The organism is Loigolactobacillus coryniformis subsp. coryniformis KCTC 3167 = DSM 20001 (genome assembly GCF_002706425.1).
In the GTDB taxonomy this organism is placed as follows: Bacteria; Bacillota; Bacilli; order Lactobacillales; family Lactobacillaceae; genus Loigolactobacillus; species Loigolactobacillus coryniformis.
Map to the genome: position 1 here is coordinate 172031 of NZ_CP017713.1, position 19295 is coordinate 191325.

A 19295-nucleotide genomic window follows, 5' to 3' on the forward strand; every position below is an offset into this window, starting at 1 on the left:
TTAGCGCTATTTTTTTCGCTGACGTTCAACTATAGTAATGATTAGGTTGAAAAATTGGCTGTGCGGTAAAGTGTGAGTAAGGGGATGCACCATTGATAACCAGCATTAACCTGAATTATTCACCATAAGTTCTCCAAGTACAGTGTCACCCCGGTATCATGGGCGGTACTGTGTTTTTTATTTTTCACCTTTTTAGTGCAGAAAAAGAACCTCCGATTTGGTATAGTTGATTCACCACAAGTCAGCTATCCACCAAAAGAAAGAGGTCCTTCTCATGGCAACTTTACCGGAAAAACGAGTTAATTTCAATCCTAAATTACATATTTCGCACACTGGTGGTGAACTTTCCACTGATGCTGGGCTAGTGTTGGTCAAAGAATTAATGGCGCAACTCAATTTCACGACCTTAGCGTATCAATTAATCCATTTTGATGACCAGCGCCATTACGCTCGTTACAGCAACGTTAGTCTACTAGAACAGGTCGTGCTGCAGTTGATCGCCGGTTACCCGGCCGATCTAGCTGCCACCAGTTTGCGCAATGACCCCACATTTAAATTACTATTGGCACAACCGCAATTGGCCTCACAACCGTCGTTATCCCGTTTTTGGCAACGCTGTGACGAGCAGACCATCACCTCATTACAAACGTTGAATCAAGCATTGCTTGACCAAGCGTGGACTGGCGCCAAGCAACAACAGCTGATCCTCGATATTGACTCGACTCACGCCGATACTCATGGTCATCAGGAAAAAACGGCCTTTAATGCGCATTACGGTACCACGGGTTACCATCCGCTGGTCGCTTTTGACGGGCAAACGGGCCACTGTTTAAAGGCTCAATTGCGCCCAGGTAATGTTTATACCAGTACGGATATTGCCCCCTTTATCACACCACTACTACAGCACTATCATCAAGTCAAACCGAACGCTGATATCTTGGTCCGCGGGGATAGTGGCTTTGCGACTCCAGAATTATACGAAACTTGTGAAGCCAACGACACTTTTTACTTGATCCGCCTGAAAGCCAATCGGCGGCTGAACCAACTGGCTGAACGTTTTGTTCAGATCAGTGATGAGCAGAATTGGACTGAGACCGAGGTCCATTATTATCGCGCGTCTTATCAAGCCCGATCATGGCCTAAGCCGCGCCAGATCTATATTAAATCAACTCGACCAGCTGGTGAATTGTTATTTCAACATGAATACCTTGTGTCCAATTTAACGAGTTTTGTCGCCGAAGATGCGTTTCAAGCCTATCATCAACGGGGCCAAATGGAAAATTATATCAAGGAAGCCAAGGCTGGCTTTTACCTGGATAAAATGACTAGCTCGCAATTTATACCAAATTATGCCCGCATGATGCTCAGTGTCCTCGCTTATAATTTAGTCAGCTTGATGCGCCAATTGTTGCCTGTACAACATCAGCGATTACAGGTTACAACCTTGCGCTTATGGCTGTTTAAAGTAGCGGGTAAGCTGGTGACCAGCGGCCGGCAACTTTATCTAAAATTAAGCCGCCACCACGTCTATCAGGATTTGTTTTATCAACTGTTAGCTCGAATCCAAGCGCTACAGTGGGGCTAAACTGGTGCAATAAATCAAAAAAAGTCGGTTCGGCCAAGGGGCAAGTATGCTCAAAATTGAGGATCAAAAATTTATCCAGCCCCATAATTTGGTAGCCTTTAGCAAAAACAGTACATCTTGGTTTGACTACACCATAGCAGCACGAGAATTGGTCCAAAATTGTGCGGTATGCCGATATTAAACCTCGTATGAATAATTCGGGATTAAAACTAAATTTAAAGATATTTTGGCACGATTCTTTTCCGGTGAAGGCATGTCCTATCGTGACGTGTTTTCGTTGCTATTGCCGGTGGTGGTCGATCAATTTTTCCTGATCGGCTTTAACTTCATCAACACGGCGATGATCAGTTCGTCCGGCGCGGCGGCGATCAGTGCCGTTAATATCGTCGGCAGCTTGAACGCTTTATTGGTGCAATTATTTACCTCGATCGCCCTTGGCGGCACAGTGCTGATTGCCCAATATTATGGTCAGAAAAATTATAAAATGATCTGTAAAATGGTCAACGGTGGTGTCTACGCAACTGTACTAGTGGCGACCACGGCGGCGATTTTATTCATGTTGCTACATAGCCCAATTTTGGCGTTGCTATTCGGTGCTGCATCGCCGGCGGTTATTCACGGTGCACGGATCTACATGATTGGTATTTTATTTAGTTATGTTGGTGAATCAACCATTGAAGGGGTCAACGGCTGTTTGCGTGGTATTGGCCGCACTAAAGTTTCCCTGCAGTTGTCATTGTTGATGAACACGATCTACTTGCTGTTCAATTTTTTATCTGTGACGTTCATGCACTTGGGGGTATTCGGCTTGACCTTGTCGTTAAATATCTCCCGCTACAGCATTGCGGTATTGGCGATTTGGACGTTATACCGCAATCGGGCGCACTTTGGCCTAAACTTTAAAACGCTACGTCACGTTGATTTGGGCCTGACCAAACGGGTTTTAAAAGTCAGTGTACCGTTCGCCGCGGAATCAACTTTCTTTAACGGGGGCAAGATCATTATGCAGATGATGATCGTGACACTAGGTACGGCGATGATCGCCGCTAACGCGATCGCTAGCTCATGGATCCAATTGTCGGAGATCATTCCTAATGCGCTGAGTGTGGCGTTGGTACCGATCGTTGGGCAGTGCATCGGCCGCAACAATATCGGTGATGCTAAAAAACTGACCAAATCGTTTCTTGGTTTAGGTACGCTGGCCTTTTTAGCAGTCGATCTGGGCTTATTACCGTTCTTTTCGATCGGGATGCGGCTATTTGCGCCAGCGCCAGCCACGATTCCGATCATTTTTCATATTTATCTAGTGGTGATCGTGATGCACGCGCTATTTTGGAGTTCCAGCTTCGTGTTGCCGTCCGCGTTACGAGCTGCTGGCGACGCCAGATTTACGACGGTAGTTTCACTGATCTCAATGTGGAGCTTCCGCATCGGTTTTGGCTACTTAATTGGGATCGTGCTCGGTTACGGTATTTTCGGGATCTTCGTTGTGATGTCCTCCGAGTGGGCGATCCGCGCGATCGTATTCCAGCTGCGCTTTCATGGCGGTCGTTGGTATCGGAATAAGTTGATTTAAAAGTGCGGTCTAGCTTAACACCAATTAGATCATTGCACAAAATTAGTTTAGCCATTGGTTATTTTTTTAAATAATAGGGTTTTAAAACAATCATTTATTTTATACTTCACTTATATATACGTTTGAGCAGGCGCTTTTGTCTCGCTCTTTTTCAAAAAAAATAAATTCCTGTTATGAAACATTGAGTTATCAACGTTTATAGCAGGAATTTTTTTAATGCAGCTAGTTATTTTATTAAGGCGTAACTGACGAAACATCAGTCTAAAGTGATGTTTTGTCAGTTGCAGGTGATCTTTCGTCAGTCTAAAGTGATGTTTTGTCAGTTGCAGGTGATCTTTCGTCAGTCTAAAGTGATGTTTCGTCAGTTTAGCACGACATTATGTCGCGGATGAATGATGTTAGATCAAATTTAGGCGACCGTCAAAATTTTAACTTGATAAGTTGCCTCCGGGGCTGTGACCGTGATCACCACATTCGCTTTTTGACCGCGTAACGCTTGGCCTAGCGGTGAGGCGGTGGAAATTTTACCGGCAGTCACATCGACTTCTTCTTTCCCCACTAGCTGATAAGCGACTTGATCGTGGTCATCAAGAAATTCCAGCGTGACTGTGTTGCCGATGTCGACGGTGCCATCAGTTTTAGGCGCGATGATCTGCGCGTATTGTAATTGTTTATTCAAATAGCGCAGGCGGCTTTCCAAATGGCGTAGGTCGCGTTTAGCCGAGCTGTATTCCGCATTTTCCGAGAGATCGCCTAATGCGCGGGCCGCTTGTAAAACTTTGATCCGCTGTGGCTTTTCCTGTTGTAATTGCGCGATTTCGGCGGCGATTTGGTCATAACCGTTTTGTGTCATTTTGTTGAAATAAGGTTCCATGAAGGGCCTCCGTTTTTTGTTTCTCGGCTGGTTAGGCAAATAGGTGCGGCTATTTTTTACTGCGATTTCAGCCACTCTTCAGTTTAAAACAAAAATTCGACAACGACAACTTCAGGGGCGGCGTTAATTTTTTAAAATAGAAAAGGCTTGCATTTTATTAGTATGTCATATATATTTAATGACGTACTAATAAAATAAAAAGGTGGCTATCAGTATGCAACAAATCTATTTCTTCAATGAAGGTCGACGGGATATGCGCGCACTCCTTGGCGGTAAGGGTGCTAATTTAGCAGAAATGACGCACTTAGGTCTGCCAGTGCCGCAGGGCTTTACCATTTCGACAGTTGCATGTCACGATTACGAAAAAAATCAAAATCAACTATCTGATGAATTACGTGCTGAAATAGCGCAAGCGTTAACGCGTTTAGAAGCACTCACTGATAAAAAGTTCGATTCAATGCAGACACCGTTATTGGTTTCGGTCCGCAGTGGTGCGGCGATCTCGATGCCAGGGATGATGGATACCATTTTAAATCTCGGCTTAAATGATCAAACGGTGCTCGGTTTGGCGGAACAAACACATAATGAACGCTTTGCTTGGGACTGCTACCGGCGGTTATTACAAATGTTTGGTAACGTGGTTTATGGGATGCCGGAACAAACTTTTGAAAGCGTATTAACTAGTTATAAGCGGCGCAACGGCTACCACAATGATCTGGATTTGACCGCTGGTGATCTAAAGGCGATTGCAGCTAGATTTCAGGATCTGTACTTGGAATCTGGCCATGGGACGTTCCCACAATCACCGCAAGAACAGCTAGAATTAGCGGTAGCGGCCGTCTTCACCTCGTGGCAAAATCCACGGGCGCAAGTTTATCGCGAACTGCATCATATTGATAACACGATCGGTACTGCGGTCAATGTGCAAGCGATGGTTTTCGGCAATAGTGGTGCTGACAGCGGTACTGGCGTAGCCTTTACCCGTGATCCAGTTACTGGGGAGAAGAAAATTTTTGGTGAATTCTTACAAAATGCACAGGGTGAAGATGTCGTTTCTGGTGTGCGCACGCCGCAAGGGTTACCAGCGATGGAAAAAATGGCGCCGCAAGCCTATCAACAATTTTTGACCGCTGTTGCGAAATTGGAAAAGCATTACCGCGATATGCAGGATGTGGAATTTACCTTGGAACACGGCAAGTTATATTTCTTACAGACTCGTAATGGTAAACGGACGGCCAAAGCGGCAGTTAAGATTGCAGTGGATCAAGTTAACGAAGGTTTGATCGAGCGCAACGCTGCTTTGCTTCGAATCGATCCGGAACAGGTCAGCAATTTATTGCATCCTGAATTTGCCGCTGCAACGTTAGCTGCACACACTCCGTTGACTAAGGGCTTACCCGCTAGTCCTGGCGCGGCCAGTGGCAAGATTTATTTCACGGCGTCTAGTGCTAAAGCGGCACATGAAGCTGGTGAACAGGTCATTTTAGTTCGGCAAGATACGTCACCAGAAGATATTGAAGGGATGGTCGTCAGTGAAGCAATCGTCACTTCGCGCGGGGGCATGACCTCTCATGCAGCCGTTGTTGCCCGTGGGATGGGTAAGTGCGGCGTCGTCGGTTGCGAGAACTTGGTGGTCGATCAAGAAAAGCAGCAGGTCACGATCAACGGAAAAGTTTTCCCAGCGGGCAGTGAATTATCAGTCGATGGTGCTTCGGGACAGCTCTATCAAGGGCACCTAGAAGCCACACAAGCGACGCAAGATCAAAATTTACAGATTTTATTGTCGTGGGCGCAGGAAGCAGGCCAACTAGATGTTTACGCCAATGCGGACACGCCGAATGATTTTGTCCAAGCACTTAATTTTGGTGCTAAAGGAATCGGCTTGACACGTACGGAGCATATGTTTTTTAAAACAGACCGGTTACTGAAGATGCGGCGCTTGATCATTGCGGGTACGGCGCTTGATCGTGTGGAACCATTAGCTGAGTTACAAGAATTGCAGACCGAGGACTTCTATCAACTTTATCGCTTGGCCCAAGGTAAAACCGTGACGATCCGCCTATTAGATCCACCATTGCATGAGTTTTTACCACACGACGCTAAAGAAATGGCGCGGGTGGCGGCAGCACTGGATATGCCAGTTACGGCATTAGCAAAACGGGTGGCTGTTTTACATGAAGCTAATCCGATGTTAGGTCATCGCGGCTGCCGCTTAGCAGTAACGTACCCCGATATTTACGAAATGCAAGTCACGGCGATCATTCATGCGGCGTTACGGCTAAAAAAAGAAGGCGTGCCAGTTAAGCCACACATTATGTTACCGCTGATTGATACGTTGCCTGAATTACAGTGGCTCAAAGCGCGTTTAGTGGCAAAAATAAACGATTTGTTAGCGGCTGCGCACACCCCGCTGCATTATCAAATTGGGATCATGATCGAAATGCCACGGGCATGCCTGATCGCCGACCAATTGGCTCAAGCCGCCGACTTCTTCAGTTTTGGCACCAACGATTTGACGCAATTAACATTCGGTTATTCACGTGATGATATCGGTAGCTTTTTACCAACGTATTTGGATCAAGGTATCTTAAAGGCTGACCCATTTAAAACCTTGGACGTTGAAGGCGTGGGTAAATTGATGAAAATGGCCGTCGATAAAGGCCGCTATGAACGCCGCTCGCTGCCGATCGGTGTTTGTGGTGAACTCGGTGGCGATCCAGCATCGATTCGTTATTTTGCTGAAATCGGTATCGATTATGTATCCGTTTCGCCCTTCCGCGTCCCAAGTGCGATCCTCGCTAGTGCTCAATCAGCGTTACAGCGCAACTATCAGGCCAGCAAAGTTGCCGTGCAGGCACATTAAAAATCAGCTATACTAAAGTGTGTCTTAGCACTTTTTCAAATATGCTAAGCTTAATTATGAGATGAAGGATGGCGCTGGCCGTGGAGTTTACTAAGCGACAACGAGAAATTATAGCGATCGTAAAACGCGAACAACCAATCAGTGGGGCAAAGATTGCTGCTCACCTGAATTTAACGCGGCCAACATTGCGTAATGATCTATCAATTTTAACAATGACGGGCATGCTAGATGCCAAACCAAAAGTGGGCTATTTTTACGCAGGCCAACAGGTGGCTAATCTGTCATTTGAGGCCTTGTATGAAGCGCCAATTGCGACGATCATGTTGGCGCCGGTGTTGATCAAGCCGACGACCACGGTGCAGGATGCAGTGACTAATCTGTTCATGAATGATGTGGGCTCGCTATACGTAGCGGATGAACAACAGCAGCTGCTGGGCGTGATCTCGCGTAAGGACTTACTACGCAGCACAATAAACGGTGGTGATCTGCGGCAGAATTACGCCTCATTGATCATGACGCGGATGCCAAACGTAGTCACGACCACACCCAATGTGCGGATCCTTGACGCCGGCTATTTATTAAAGGAGCACCAGGTCGATTCGCTGCCAGTGCTAGCCGAAGGAACGCAAAAAGTTGTCGGCAAGCTCACCAAAACACGCTTAATGGCCTATTTTGTGGAGCAAGGCTTAAAATTCGAACAGGAACGGCTTTGATTTAACCTTAAAAGTGAAGTAGAGCCATGTTTCTTGCGGTGAGGTCTCTGCCACAAGAATGGCTATCGTCCGTAACATCAAGGTTAATTAGCGCACTTTGCTAATTAACTACCTTAAAAGTGAAGTAGAGCCATGTTTCTTGCGGTGAGGTCTCTGCCACAAGAATGGCCATCGTCCGTAACATCAAGGTTAATTAGCGCACTTTGCTAATTAGCTACCTTAAAAGTGAAGTAGAGGAAGTGGCGTTGTGATTATTTACATTATTTCGGATGCCGTTGGGGAGACGGCACAGCGCGTAGTGCAGGCGACATTGCTGCAGTATCCGCAACTGAAGCCAACGATCCGCACGTATCCGTTTGTGACAACAGTCGATGAATTAGCGCCGATCATGCAGGATGCTGTCGCAGAACAAGCGGTGGTTGCGACAACTTTTGTTACCGCAAAATTAGCGACTTGGGCGACTGATTTTGCCGCGCAGCATCAGTTGCAGTTGGTCGACTATATGTCGCCATTAATGCAAGTGCTCACGACGCAAACGGGTACCGCGCCATTAGCGCAGCCGGGGATGCTGCATACGATCAATGGCGATTATTTCAAAAAAGTGGCGGCGCTGGATTTTGCCGTGGCGCATGATGACGGGCAGAATTTACAGACGCTGGCTAAAGCTGATCTATTGATCCTAGGCGTGTCGCGGACGTCCAAAACCCCCGTTAGTCTTTATTTAGCGGAACAGCGCTTGAAGGTCGCTAATATTCCGTTATTACCCGATAATCCGCTGGATGAAGCGGTGTATCAATTGCCTAAGGAAAAAATTGTCGGTTTGACGATCAGTCCGCAACGGCTACAAAAGGTTCGTCAGACACGAATGGCGGCGCTAGGGTTAACCGCTGATAATTATTATACTGACGTTGCTTCGATCGAAAAGGAACTCGATTACGCAGCGGCAATTTTTACCAAATTGCAGATCACGCCGATCGATACGACTGAACGCTCAGTCGAGGAAACTGCGGCGTTGATCATGCAACGGCGGTAAATGAAATAGGCGTGCCAATCTGAGGTACGTCTATTTGTGTTGTATAAGCGAATTGTTTTTACAAAATTAGCGACTTCACGTATAATGACTATATTAGAATCAATCTAAATAGATAACCGTTATAGGAAAGAAGGACTATTAATGCCAATTGATGTTCGCGATGCGCAAGCTGTATATAAAGATGCTGGTGAAAGTGTTATTTTTCAAACCCTGTTATTGAAACGAGAGGATCAGGTACAAGAGTTAGCCGCTGTGCAGGATCTAGCCGCCAATATGCAGTCAGTGATCAATAGTATGAATGTTCGTTATCCAGATGGTCGTTTGAGCGTGACTTTTGGTTTTAGTGCGCCGGCCTGGACTTATTTATTCCCTGAGGCACCACGGCCGCAAGAACTAGAAGAATTCACTACGATCGAAGGACCTAAATATACCGCACCCGCAACTGGTGGCGACTTGTTTTTCCATGTCCGTGCGCATAATGAAGCGATCACGTATGAAGTGATGGATCAATTTAGCAGTTTTATTCAGGCTGCTACGACCGTGCTGGATGAAACCCACGGCTTCCGTTATTTTGAAGGTCGCGCGATCATCGGGTTTGTCGATGGCACTGAAAATCCAGCGGCGGTCGAAGGGGCTGACTATGCGCTGATCGGTGATGAAGATCCCAAATTCATTAACGGCTCGTACGCCTTTGCCCAAAAATATATCCATAATATGGAAGCTTGGAAAGCACTGAAAACTGAAGAGCAGGAAAAAGCCATCGGTCGCCGGAAATATTCTGATTTGGAATTAGCTGACGATGAAAAGGCAGAGAATGCCCATAATGTTGTTGCGCAAGATAATGAAAATGGCGTCGAACACAAAATCGTTCGGATGAACGTGCCGTATTCTGATCAAGGTGTCACCGGGACCTATTTTATCGGCTATGCCCGCGAGTGGGCGATCACCAAACGCATGCTGACCAGCATGTTTACCAAAAGTGATCGGTTATTAGATTTCAGCACACCGATCACTGGCGCCCTGTTCTTTATTCCTTCAAAAACTGTGCTCGACCAAATCGCCGAAGACGCGCTGTAAGTCGATGACGCTTCAGCATTATTGTGCCATGGGCGACAGCATCACTGACCCCAGCAACCAATTAGTGAAAAAGTGGTACCACGACTGGTTAAAAGATTGGTGGCAGCCTAACCAAGTTAGTTTACTGGCGGTTTCTGGCGCAACGATCAACGCTGATTATGCATCAATGGCGCAAAGCTGCCGCTTGATACCAGCTGATTGTGATCGACTAACGATTTATGGTGGGATCAACGATTTTGGGATGAGTCAGCCGCTAGGTCAGTTAGGTAATAGTGATAACGTCACTTTTTATGGTGCGTTAGATCAATTATTGCGTCGCGTACTGCAGGCCCATCCGCAAATGGCGGTTTACTTTGTTTCCCACGTTAAGATTGGCCATGATTTTTTTCCAACGACGAATCAGTTAGGCTTGCAACAGGCTGCTTACGAGGAAGCTATCGCCGCAGTGACTGCGGCTTATAGTGTGCCGCATTTAAGTTTGTATCGAAGTTGGCTGAACTTTGCCGATCCGGTTATGGCGGCACAATATAGTATTGATAGTCTGCATCCCAATGATGCCGGGCAACTCGTCATTGCGCATATGATCGATGAATTTGTCCGAACACAGTAAGCGGCGTTTGATTTTAGTTTATGTGTTTTTTGTTCCTGAGTTTTGAATAGTGAACTTTATTTAATAACAACAAGAAGGCGGAATGCCTTTTTTTAATACTATTATTGTAATTAAATTACAATAATAGTATTTTTTAAATTATATGCTTGTAATTAAATTACAAACAGGCTATACTTATTTTTGTGAAAACGGTTAACAAGGCGGTGGATAGATTATGTTAGGCTTTTCAGTATATTTAGCAGAGGAATTAACTGATAACCAGTATCAATATTTAGCTTCTATGCAAAATCATGGTTTTACAGGTGTTTTTACGTCATTACATATCCCAGAGGATGATCCTAAGTTAGTAATGACACGTTTTCAACGCTTAGTTCAATGGTGTAAAACATTGAATCTAGAATTAACGTGTGATTTATCACTACAAGGTCTTGGACGATTACATTTAAGCTATGATGATTTATTATCAGCAACTGTATTTAAAAATATCGGGCTTCGCATCGACGATGGCTTTTCATTGCGGCAGATTGCTCAACTATCGCAGCAAACTAAAGTGATGTTAAATGCCAGCACGATCACCGTAGATGAATTAGTACAATTACGTCAGTTCCAAGCTGATTTTTCTAATTTGGAAGCTTGGCATAATTATTATCCACGTCCTGAAACCGGCTTAAGTGCGATTTGGTTAAGTGAAAAAAATGAATGGCTACAGCAACAAGGCTTGCGGACAATGGCTTTTGTGGCTGGTGATGCAGGTAAACGTGGACCAATATATACTGGTTTACCAACTTTGGAATGTGATCGACAACGTCATCCTTTAATAGCTATTGTAGATTTATTAAAAAAATGGCATACGGATAATGTTTATATTGGTGATCCTGAATTATCAGTTTTGGGTCAGCAACAAATTAGCGCCTACTTTGAGCAACGGGCACTTGTGTTGCCGATAACGACAACACATCACTTTTTGTATCGGCAGGATTGGCACAGTCGTCCCGATATTGCGGCACAAGTTGTGCGTTTGATTGAAGGACGTGTGCAGCTCGGAACTCGCGTTATTCATTCAGATAATACTGTAGAACGTTGTTTAGGAACAATTACACAAGATAATGAGCGGTACGGGCGTTATATGGGTGAACTACAGATTTGTCGTACAAATTTAACTGCAGATCAGCGCGTAAATGTTATTGGCCATGTGGCAGCTCATAGTCAAACTTTGTTAGCTTTAGTACGACCTAAACAAACAATTCGTTTTATTAAGGAAAATATTCATGAGGAGGAACAGTAATGGTCAACTTGGAAAGTTTAGCAACAGAAACACGGAATACAAAAACAATGCATTTAGATGAGGAATCGATTCACCAAATATTAAGTGATATGAATCAGGAAGATCAATCGGTGCCACAAAAGATTGCGCATTCGCTTACTGAGATCGAACAAGCTGTGCAACAAATTATTCGTAGTTTTCAACAAGGGGGGCGATTATTTTATATTGGCGCTGGCACTAGCGGACGTCTGGGTGTGTTGGATGCTGCCGAATGTGTGCCGACATTTGGTACAGAACCAGAAATGGTACAGGGTTTGATTGCTGGTGGCATGCAGGCGATGACAGTTGCGGTTGAAGGCGCTGAAGATTCGTTGACGTTGGCTATTGATGATTTAAAAGAACGCAACCTATCGGCTAAAGATACGGTGGTTGGTATTGCTGCGAGTGGCCGTACGCCATATGTGATCGGTGGCTTAGATTACGCTCAGTCAATTGGTGCCGGTACGGTCAGCTTGGCTTGTAATCGTGATGCGGTTATTAGTCAACACGCTGCAATTAAGATCGAAGTAGAAGTTGGTCCAGAAATTCTAACTGGTTCAACTAGATTAAAGGCAGGAACCGCACAGAAGTTAGTCCTAAACATGTTATCAACTACCGCCATGATCGGCATCGGTAAAGTCTACAAAAACTTAATGGTCGATGTTAAGCCGACTAATGAAAAGTTGGTAGCCCGTGCTAAACGAATTATCTGCCAAGCAACTGAATGTTCGGCAGAAGTTGCTGAGCAAGCGTTCTATGCTGCTGATCAAAATGTGAAGTTAGCGATCGTTATGGTATTGACTGATTTACCTAAGCACGAGGCTGAGCAACGTTTACTTCAAGCTAATGGTTTTGTTGGAAAAACAATTTAGTTTTATAGGGAGGTTATTATTATGGCTGAAGATAAGGTAACGCGACTTGCGCGTGAGATTTATCAAAATGTTGGTGGACCAGAAAATGTTTCCAAGTTGATTCATTGTATGACTCGTGTGCGGATGACGATCAAAGACACGTCGAAGGTTGATATGGCTGGCTTAAAGGCAATTGACGGTGTTATGGGTGTTGTGGAAGAAGATACGTTACAAGTTGTTGTGGGACCAGGAACCGTGAATAAGGTAGCCGCCGCAATGGTTGAACAGGTCGGCGTGGGCTTAGGTGAAGATTTTCCGACGGCAAAAGCAACTGGTGTTGAGGCGGGTTTAACTGATCGTGAAAAAGTGGAAGCACGTGCAGCAGAAGTTAAGGCAGCACAAAAAGCTAAACAAAAACAAACGCCGATCAAGCGAATTCTAAAATCAATTTCAAATATTTTTATTCCTCTGATTCCAGTATTTGTTGGTGCCGGGTTAATTGGCGGGATTGCGGCGATAATGTCGAATCTCCTTGTTGCCGGTGATATTGGTAAGAGCTGGACTGATTTTGTAGCGGTGCTTAATGTTATTAAAAACGGGGTCTTTGCTTATTTAGTGATCTATGTCGGTATCAATAGTGCCAATGAGTTTGGGGCAACGCCAGGTTTAGGTGGCGTGATCGGTGCCGTTACATTGTTGAATGGAATCACACCAGAAGCGCCCTTGCATAATATCTTTAATGGCCAAGCTTTGACAGCAGGCCAAGGTGGTGTGATCGGTGTTATTTTCGCAGTGTGGGTTCTAGCTATTATTGAAAAACGACTGCATAAAATCATTCCGGATTCGATCGATATTATTGTAACACCAACAATCTCACTTTTAGTAGTCGGTGTCTTTACAATTTTCTTAGTCATGCCAATTGCGGGGGTAATCTCAAACTCACTAGTTGGTGGCATCAATTGGGTATTAGAAGTTGGCGGTGCTTTTTCTGGGTTCATTCTTGGACTATTCTTCTTACCAATGGTTATGTTTGGGCTCCATCAAATTTTGACACCAATTCATATTGAGATGATCAATAAAACTGGTGCAACTCCATTACTGCCGATTTTAGCGATGGCTGGGGCTGGACAAGTTGGTGCAGCTCTAGCTTTATGGATTCGTTGTCGTAAAAATAAAGAATTAACTAATTTGATCAAAGGCGCGTTACCGGTTGGTTTCTTAGGTATTGGCGAACCATTGATCTATGGGGTAACGTTGCCACTAGGTCGACCATTTATTACAGCTTGTATCGGTGGTGGTATTGGTGGGGCTGTTGTAGGTTGGTTAGGTAATATTGGTGCAATTGCTATCGGTCCTTCAGGTATTGCATTGATTCCACTGATCAATAACGGTCACTGGTTGGGCTATGTTGCAGGTTTATTGGCGGCTTACATTGGTGGTTTTATCGCAACTTACTTCTTTGGTGTACCTAAGGAAGCAACTTTGCCTAAAGAAGCATAATGAGGTAGCGACATATAGCTAATTCCGTTATGATAAGGTTAATTTAGAAAATGAAACGGAATGACATGTATGCAAAATATACTATTTGAAATTCATAGTCAATTAAGTAAACTATCACCATCAGAGTCAAAGGTAGCGGCTTATATTTTAAAGCATCCTCGTAGTGTGATTGAAATGAATACGGCGACTTTTGCGCAAAAAGCTGGCGTCAGTACAGCAACGATCATTCGCTTTAGTAAGAATATTTGTCCGGAAGGTGGTTTTCCAGCATTAAAGTTGCGTCTTTCAGCGGAAACGGAAATTGATGAGCGGCTTTATAGCGAGATCAATCCTGGAGATAGTTTGGCTGTTGTGAAAAATAAGTTTGCTATGCGGGTCAGTCATACGATCACACAAACTAATCAGGTCTTAAGTGAAGCATCAGTACAAACTGCGGTGCAACAACTAACTGCAGCTGCAACAATTTTTGTTTATGGTTTAGGTGCCTCGAATGTAGTGGCACAGGATTTTCAACAGAAGTTTATCCGAGTAGGTAAATCAGTAGTTCAATCATTAGATACACATTTATTAGCAGCTGGTTTAACTGCACAAACACAACCAACGGTTTTGGTACTCATTTCTAATTCTGGTCAAAAAAAAGATAGTCAAAATCTAGCTAAGTTGGCACGAGATCAACAGGTGCCAGTGATCGTGCTAACCCATGCGGCTAAAAGTAAACTCGCTAAACTTGCGACAACACTGCTATTGCATGATGATAGCGAAGAAAATATGAATACGCGTAGTGCAGCGACAACTTCCTTGTTGGCCCAACTATATGCAGTTGATCTACTTTATTATGCTTATGTGGCATCTAATTATCATGCTAGTATTTTACCGATCGTCAACTCACATGACGTGATCGGTAAGTATTTTGACTAAGTGGAGGTTCGATATGTTTAACTTTTTAAAAAAGAAAAGTAGTCCAAAAGATGAATTACACGCGTTAGCAACTGGTAAACTGATACCGTTAGAACAAGTAGCTGACGATGTTTTCTCACAAAAAATGATGGGCGATGGTTTTGCAGTTCAGCCAGATACTGGTGAAATCGTTGCACCAATAACCGGTAAAATTGAAAGTATTTTTCCAACTAAACATGCGCTAACGATCAGTACATCTACTGGTCTAGAATTAATGTTGCATTTGGGATTGGACACAGTTGAATTAAATGGCGCACCATTCTCATTAAATGTTAGTGAGGGTCAAATGGTTACGGCAGGTGAACCACTTGTAAAAATGGATCTAGCAGCAGTGACAGCTGCTGGTAAAGAAACAACCGTTATTGTGGTCATCACGAATATGGATGTGGTAGCTGAATTAACCACAGTTGAAACACGATCAGTTACCGCTGGCGAAGTTGTTCAAGAAATTAGTCTTAAATAAGTATGTACCACTAAAAAAACACGCTCACTGAGCGTGCTTTTTTGTTTGACTAAGCTGGTTTTTCCCCGGCCAAGATACGTTTGGCTGCCGCTTTACTTAAGTCATAGTGATAGTACTTTTCGTAAAATTGTTGCGTTTTTTGGATCATGTTTAATTGTTTGAATTGAGCGGGATGTAATTTTTTCGCCGCCCATAAGACTTGTAAGGCCTCTTCAGCACTATAGCGATCCCAGGCAAAGGTACCTTGCGGGTTACCATACACCCGGCCAGCTTTGACAGCTTTTAAATTTGCAAAACGAGAATCCGCCCGTAATGTTTTTAGCGCCGCTTTGCTAGTGGTGCTGCCAACGATGATCACATCGGGATTAGCCGCAATGATCTGCTCGGCAGTCACTGCTTTCATATTACCTTTGATCGTTAGCGCATTTTGACCGCCACTTAATTTGATCCATTCATCGACGATCGTATCGCGCCCGTCAACTTTCAGTAGATCTTGGGCGTTGACGATGTGCAAGACCTTAGGCTTTTGCGTGCCTTTTTTAAGATGTTTCGCCACGTAATTAATATTGCCATTCAGTTCCTTAGTGTACGTTTGGGCGATGGTCGGCGCGTTACCGCCTAATACTTGCGCGGTTACTTTGACCGATTTTTTTAAGCCGGCAAAATCTTGGTACATCAGGTTAACAGCGGGAATACCGGCTTTTTTGGCTTGTTCCGCTTGGCTGGCATCTGCAGTCAGCACTACATCTGGTTTTTGTTTCAGTAATTCTTCTGTTTGGAGATCACTGCCGCTTAGCGGTGCAGTCACATTTTTGATCCCCGGGTACACCGTGGTGAACCAAGGCATCTGCTTGATCGTATCCGTGGTAGCAACTAATTTTTTCTGGCCATTTAACAATAAAACAACCTGATTATTGGCGTGCCAGAGGTCGGCAACACGGGTCACTTTTTGTGGCAAAGTGACTTTGGTGCCGGTTAGATCAGTTACCGTACGCGCACTGGCAGTTTGGCTAGGTGTTGCCATGATCGTAGTCGCTACCAGTAAACCAGCAACTAGAGCACATTTTTTCCAAAGTTTCACGAAGAATCCTCCTTTTAAATCGTGGTAAAAGTGGTTTGATCGACGATACAAGTTTCTTGGTGGCTGTCCGGTAGTTCCAGAACACGCAATGGTAATTGGTAGACTTGGCTTAGGTGGTCACTGGTTAAAAGTTCGGCTGCTGTACCGCTGTGCCACTGGCCATTTTGCGCTAGAGTACTAACTTGGTCATTAAGTAAAAGCGCTTGGTTAGGGTCGTGAGTGGTCAAAACAATGCCGTAACCAGCGTGAGCAAGTTGGCGAATCAATTTGAGTACGCGCACTTGATTGGCGACATCTAAGGCAGAGGTGGGCTCATCAAAAATGATTAATGCCGGTTCCTGCAGCAACGCACGGACAATACTAGCGAGTTGCTGCTGGCCACCGCTGACCGCCGAATAACTGTTATCAGCGCGCTCGCTTAGGCCAAAACGGTCCAGCAGCTGATCAGCTTTGGCAATGTCTTTTTTGCTGGGAGCAGCGAGCAAACCGAGATAAGGTGCGCGGCCTAATAAAACATAGTCGCGTAAACTAAATGAGACAGGCGTACGTTCACTACTCATTTGCGGCACGTAGGCGATTTTACGGGCGCGCTGAGTCGGTGTAAGCGAAGTTAGTGCGTGCTGATCCAACTTGATCTGGCCGTCAGTCGGTTGGTAAGCACCGGCTAAGCAGTTGAGCAATGTGGACTTGCCGACACCGTTAGGCCCTAGGATACAGTGAATTTGACCACTTTTAAGGTGAAAATTGATCCCGCTAAACAGTGGCGTCGCTTGGTAAGCAAAACTGAGATTCTGCGCTGTTAATTCAGTCATGATAAGGTCACTCGTTTCTTTAGCAAAAGCCAGACGAACAGTGGGGTACCGATGAAACCAGTCAGAATACCTAACGGAATCTCACCGGCGCTGACGGTGCGTGCTAAACTGTCCAACAACAATAGGAAAATAGCGCCGAAAATAGCAGCGAGCGGCAAGGATTTGGCATTGTTTTGGCCTGATACTAAACGCGCGGCATGGGGAATGACTAAGCCGATCCAGCCGATCGTGCCACTGAGGCAAACTGCACTGGCAGTTAAAATCGTTGCGCATAAAATGACGATGCCTTGTTCTAAGCGTAAATTAGCGCCTAAAGTGGTGGCTTCCAGCGGATTCAAGCTGAGTAAATTCAAACGCCAGCGTAACGCATAAAGCACGATTCCAGCTAAGAGTAAAGTCGGTAAATTAAGTCCAAGATTGGTCAAGGTGACTTTTTCCAGACTGCCTAGTTGCCAATAAGTAATACTCGGTAGTTGCTGATCAGGATCGGCAACGTATTTTAATAGCCCGATGATTGCTTGCATAAAACCGCTGATGATAATCCCAGCTAGCACTAAGGTCAAACTACCGCGCGTGTGTAATAAACGCTGGATCGTGATCGCTGCAGTCACTGCCAATAGTCCCCCGATAAAGGCGCTAAACTGAATACCGGCTGTATGTGCGCCTAAAATAATCGCCAACGCGGCACCAGCGGCAGCCCCATTGGACACGCCTAGTAAGTCCGGTGAAACTAGTGGATTATGAAAAATAGCTTGAAAGGCGGTCCCAGAAATTGCCAACGCCGCACCGATCACTGCTGCGGCAATAATGCGCGGTAATCTTAATTCGAAAATAATTTGTTGGTCAGTGGCACTTAGCGCCGGTGCCAAATGCAGTGGATGCAATAGAAAACGGGTGATCGTTGTGGCTGACAAGGGGTAGCGGCCAACGCTAAGCGCAACCAGCGCGACTACCAGCAACAATAAACTACTACCGCCGATCAATTGCCGATTGCTGAGTTGATGTTTTTTTTGAATGTGAGCCACCGGCCTTCTATGGTAGAAAAAATTTGCAGAATATCTTTATCTGCTCGTTTCAATTATAGCATGTGGCGTTTTTCACGCTTATTAGGGAATTGACTAATTTAAATTCGTGTAAGCGTCTGCCATACTGAAGGCAACAAATGATAAAATTCGCACATTCTTTGGAATGGTAGAAGTGAGGGAAACGCCGTGCATTATGTTGCCATCGCAGCGCAACCATTAGATGTTCAAGCGCTGTATGAAAAATTAAAAGCGCCACAATTTGGCGGTATCGTGACCTTTGTGGGTACGGTACGTCAGTGGACCGATGATGTGGAAACGCAGTCGCTTGAATACAGTGCCTATACAGAAATGGCCATCAAAGAAATGACTAAGTTAGCCGTGGCGATCGAAGCTAAAGGCGCCAACGTGGTGATCGTTCACCGAGTGGGTCATCTAGCGCTAACTGAAGAAGCTGTTTTTGTTGGTGTGGCAGCAGCCCATCGCGGTGAAGCCTTTAAGTGGTGTGAGTACCTGATCGATACTGTGAAGAAGCAAGTGCCGATTTGGAAGAAAGAATTTGATACCGACAAAGTGCGCTGGGGAGGTCCGCAATGATGTTCAACGTCAAGTTATTCGCGATTTTAGCTGAGCAAATTGGCCAAACTGAAGTTCAATTGTCACTTACGGCACCAATCACAGCCGCTGCAGTCAAGGCTGCTTTGCAGGAACAATTTCCACAAACAGCCGCTGTTTTAGCCGATTGCCTGGTTGCCATCAACCAAACGTTTGTCAGTGAGGAGCGTTTTGCCCCTGACGAGGTTACTGAGATTGCCTTAATTCCACCAGTCAGTGGTGGTTAGAGTGGGTTGGAAAAACTGATTTTCCAACCACATGTAGGCTAAATTAACAGTGTTCAGAAATATTTGCTGAACTCTGCTTGATTAGTCAGATATAGTCACGTGTTTAACGTGGCAGCATAATAGGGTATGGGAG

Annotated in this window: 18 protein-coding genes; 14 read left to right on the forward strand and 4 right to left on the reverse strand. The window is 44.9% G+C overall.

Going from position 1 to position 19295, the window contains the following annotated elements; genetic code table 11:
* Positions 1–274: 274 nt before the first annotated feature.
* On the forward strand, positions 275–1585 hold the full coding sequence (locus LC20001_RS00835; RefSeq protein ID WP_099235821.1) for an IS1380 family transposase: 1311 nt from the start codon (positions 275–277) through the stop codon (positions 1583–1585).
* A gap of 253 nt (positions 1586–1838) precedes the next feature.
* Positions 1839–3161 carry an MATE family efflux transporter gene (locus tag LC20001_RS00840; RefSeq protein ID WP_099267089.1) on the forward strand — a complete coding sequence of 441 codons (1323 nt, stop codon included), beginning with the start codon at positions 1839–1841 and terminating at the stop codon, positions 3159–3161.
* Between the two features lie 409 nt (positions 3162–3570).
* Here LC20001_RS00840 and greA read toward each other — a convergent pair whose 3' ends face one another.
* Positions 3571–4035 (reverse strand): transcription elongation factor GreA, encoded by a 465-nt coding sequence (gene greA / locus LC20001_RS00845; protein ID WP_010011248.1) that lies wholly within the window; start codon positions 4033–4035, stop codon positions 3571–3573.
* A gap of 214 nt (positions 4036–4249) precedes the next feature.
* On the opposite strand from greA, the gene ppdK reads away from it, so the two are divergent.
* The 10 genes from ppdK (at position 4250) to LC20001_RS00895 (ending at position 15405) form a co-directional block, all read left to right on the forward strand.
* Positions 4250–6898, forward strand: a complete 2649-nt coding sequence (ppdK, locus tag LC20001_RS00850) for a pyruvate, phosphate dikinase (protein WP_010011250.1) — start codon at positions 4250–4252, stop codon at positions 6896–6898.
* 68 nt (positions 6899–6966) lie between these two features.
* Entirely contained in the window at positions 6967–7611 is a 645-nt protein-coding gene (locus LC20001_RS00855; RefSeq protein ID WP_010011251.1) for a helix-turn-helix transcriptional regulator, read from the forward strand.
* 247 nt (positions 7612–7858) lie between these two features.
* The gene (locus LC20001_RS00860) at positions 7859–8644 is read left to right on the forward strand and encodes a pyruvate, water dikinase regulatory protein (RefSeq protein WP_003679300.1); all 786 of its coding nucleotides are present in this window, start codon (positions 7859–7861) and stop codon (positions 8642–8644) included.
* 141 nt (positions 8645–8785) lie between these two features.
* Positions 8786–9721 (forward strand): Dyp-type peroxidase, encoded by a 936-nt coding sequence (locus tag LC20001_RS00865; protein WP_010011253.1) that lies wholly within the window; start codon positions 8786–8788, stop codon positions 9719–9721.
* Positions 9722–9725: 4 nt separating this feature from the next.
* Complete coding sequence (locus LC20001_RS00870; protein WP_029508028.1) at positions 9726–10331, forward strand: SGNH/GDSL hydrolase family protein; 606 nt, start codon at positions 9726–9728, stop codon at positions 10329–10331.
* A gap of 214 nt (positions 10332–10545) precedes the next feature.
* A complete protein-coding gene (locus LC20001_RS00875; RefSeq protein ID WP_010011256.1) occupies positions 10546–11616 on the forward strand; it encodes a MupG family TIM beta-alpha barrel fold protein in 1071 nt (356 codons plus the stop codon).
* A complete protein-coding gene (murQ, locus tag LC20001_RS00880; protein WP_010011257.1) occupies positions 11616–12506 on the forward strand; it encodes an N-acetylmuramic acid 6-phosphate etherase in 891 nt (296 codons plus the stop codon). Before LC20001_RS00875 ends, murQ begins: the two co-directional genes overlap by 1 nt.
* Positions 12507–12527: 21 nt before the next feature.
* Entirely contained in the window at positions 12528–13985 is a 1458-nt protein-coding gene (locus tag LC20001_RS00885; RefSeq protein WP_003679286.1) for a PTS transporter subunit EIIC, read from the forward strand.
* 69 nt (positions 13986–14054) lie between these two features.
* Positions 14055–14903: a MurR/RpiR family transcriptional regulator gene (locus tag LC20001_RS00890; RefSeq protein ID WP_003679285.1), complete on the forward strand. Its 849-nt coding sequence runs from the start codon at positions 14055–14057 to the stop codon at positions 14901–14903.
* Positions 14904–14916: 13 nt separating this feature from the next.
* Positions 14917–15405 (forward strand): PTS sugar transporter subunit IIA, encoded by a 489-nt coding sequence (locus LC20001_RS00895; protein WP_003679284.1) that lies wholly within the window; start codon positions 14917–14919, stop codon positions 15403–15405.
* Positions 15406–15454: 49 nt separating this feature from the next.
* Here LC20001_RS00895 and LC20001_RS00900 read toward each other — a convergent pair whose 3' ends face one another.
* The 3 genes from LC20001_RS00900 to LC20001_RS00910 are packed head-to-tail and all read right to left on the reverse strand — an operon-like array spanning position 15455 to position 18323.
* Complete coding sequence (locus LC20001_RS00900; RefSeq protein WP_010011258.1) at positions 15455–16486, reverse strand: ABC transporter substrate-binding protein; 1032 nt, start codon at positions 16484–16486, stop codon at positions 15455–15457.
* A 14-nt stretch (positions 16487–16500) separates the two neighbouring features.
* Complete coding sequence (locus LC20001_RS00905) at positions 16501–17298, reverse strand: ABC transporter ATP-binding protein (RefSeq protein ID WP_003679282.1); 798 nt, start codon at positions 17296–17298, stop codon at positions 16501–16503.
* Positions 17295–18323, reverse strand: coding sequence for a FecCD family ABC transporter permease (locus LC20001_RS00910; RefSeq protein WP_010011260.1), 1029 nt, complete (start codon positions 18321–18323; stop codon positions 17295–17297). Before LC20001_RS00910 ends, LC20001_RS00905 begins: the two co-directional genes overlap by 4 nt.
* 186 nt (positions 18324–18509) lie before the next feature.
* Between LC20001_RS00910 and LC20001_RS00915 the strand changes: the two genes are divergently transcribed.
* Positions 18510–18917 carry a molybdenum cofactor biosynthesis protein MoaE gene (locus LC20001_RS00915; protein ID WP_003679278.1) on the forward strand — a complete coding sequence of 136 codons (408 nt, stop codon included), beginning with the start codon at positions 18510–18512 and terminating at the stop codon, positions 18915–18917.
* Positions 18914–19162: a MoaD/ThiS family protein gene (locus LC20001_RS00920; RefSeq protein ID WP_029507605.1), complete on the forward strand. Its 249-nt coding sequence runs from the start codon at positions 18914–18916 to the stop codon at positions 19160–19162. The genes LC20001_RS00915 and LC20001_RS00920 overlap by 4 nt, the downstream gene beginning before the upstream one ends.
* The last annotated feature ends 133 nt before the right edge of the window (positions 19163–19295 follow it).

Coding starts and splice junctions, on each gene's coding strand:
- LC20001_RS00835 (WP_099235821.1), top strand. CDS start 275: ATGGCAACTTTACCGGAAAAACGAGTTAATTTCAATCCTAAATTACAT.
- LC20001_RS00840 (WP_099267089.1), top strand. CDS start 1,839: ATGTCCTATCGTGACGTGTTTTCGTTGCTATTGCCGGTGGTGGTCGAT.
- greA (WP_010011248.1), bottom strand. CDS start 4,035: ATGGAACCTTATTTCAACAAAATGACACAAAACGGTTATGACCAAATC.
- ppdK (WP_010011250.1), top strand. CDS start 4,250: ATGCAACAAATCTATTTCTTCAATGAAGGTCGACGGGATATGCGCGCA.
- LC20001_RS00855 (WP_010011251.1), top strand. CDS start 6,967: ATGGCGCTGGCCGTGGAGTTTACTAAGCGACAACGAGAAATTATAGCG.
- LC20001_RS00865 (WP_010011253.1), top strand. CDS start 8,786: ATGCCAATTGATGTTCGCGATGCGCAAGCTGTATATAAAGATGCTGGT.
- LC20001_RS00870 (WP_029508028.1), top strand. CDS start 9,726: ATGACGCTTCAGCATTATTGTGCCATGGGCGACAGCATCACTGACCCC.
- LC20001_RS00875 (WP_010011256.1), top strand. CDS start 10,546: ATGTTAGGCTTTTCAGTATATTTAGCAGAGGAATTAACTGATAACCAG.
- murQ (WP_010011257.1), top strand. CDS start 11,616: ATGGTCAACTTGGAAAGTTTAGCAACAGAAACACGGAATACAAAAACA.
- LC20001_RS00885 (WP_003679286.1), top strand. CDS start 12,528: ATGGCTGAAGATAAGGTAACGCGACTTGCGCGTGAGATTTATCAAAAT.
- LC20001_RS00890 (WP_003679285.1), top strand. CDS start 14,055: ATGCAAAATATACTATTTGAAATTCATAGTCAATTAAGTAAACTATCA.
- LC20001_RS00895 (WP_003679284.1), top strand. CDS start 14,917: ATGTTTAACTTTTTAAAAAAGAAAAGTAGTCCAAAAGATGAATTACAC.
- LC20001_RS00905 (WP_003679282.1), bottom strand. CDS start 17,298: ATGACTGAATTAACAGCGCAGAATCTCAGTTTTGCTTACCAAGCGACG.
- LC20001_RS00920 (WP_029507605.1), top strand. CDS start 18,914: ATGATGTTCAACGTCAAGTTATTCGCGATTTTAGCTGAGCAAATTGGC.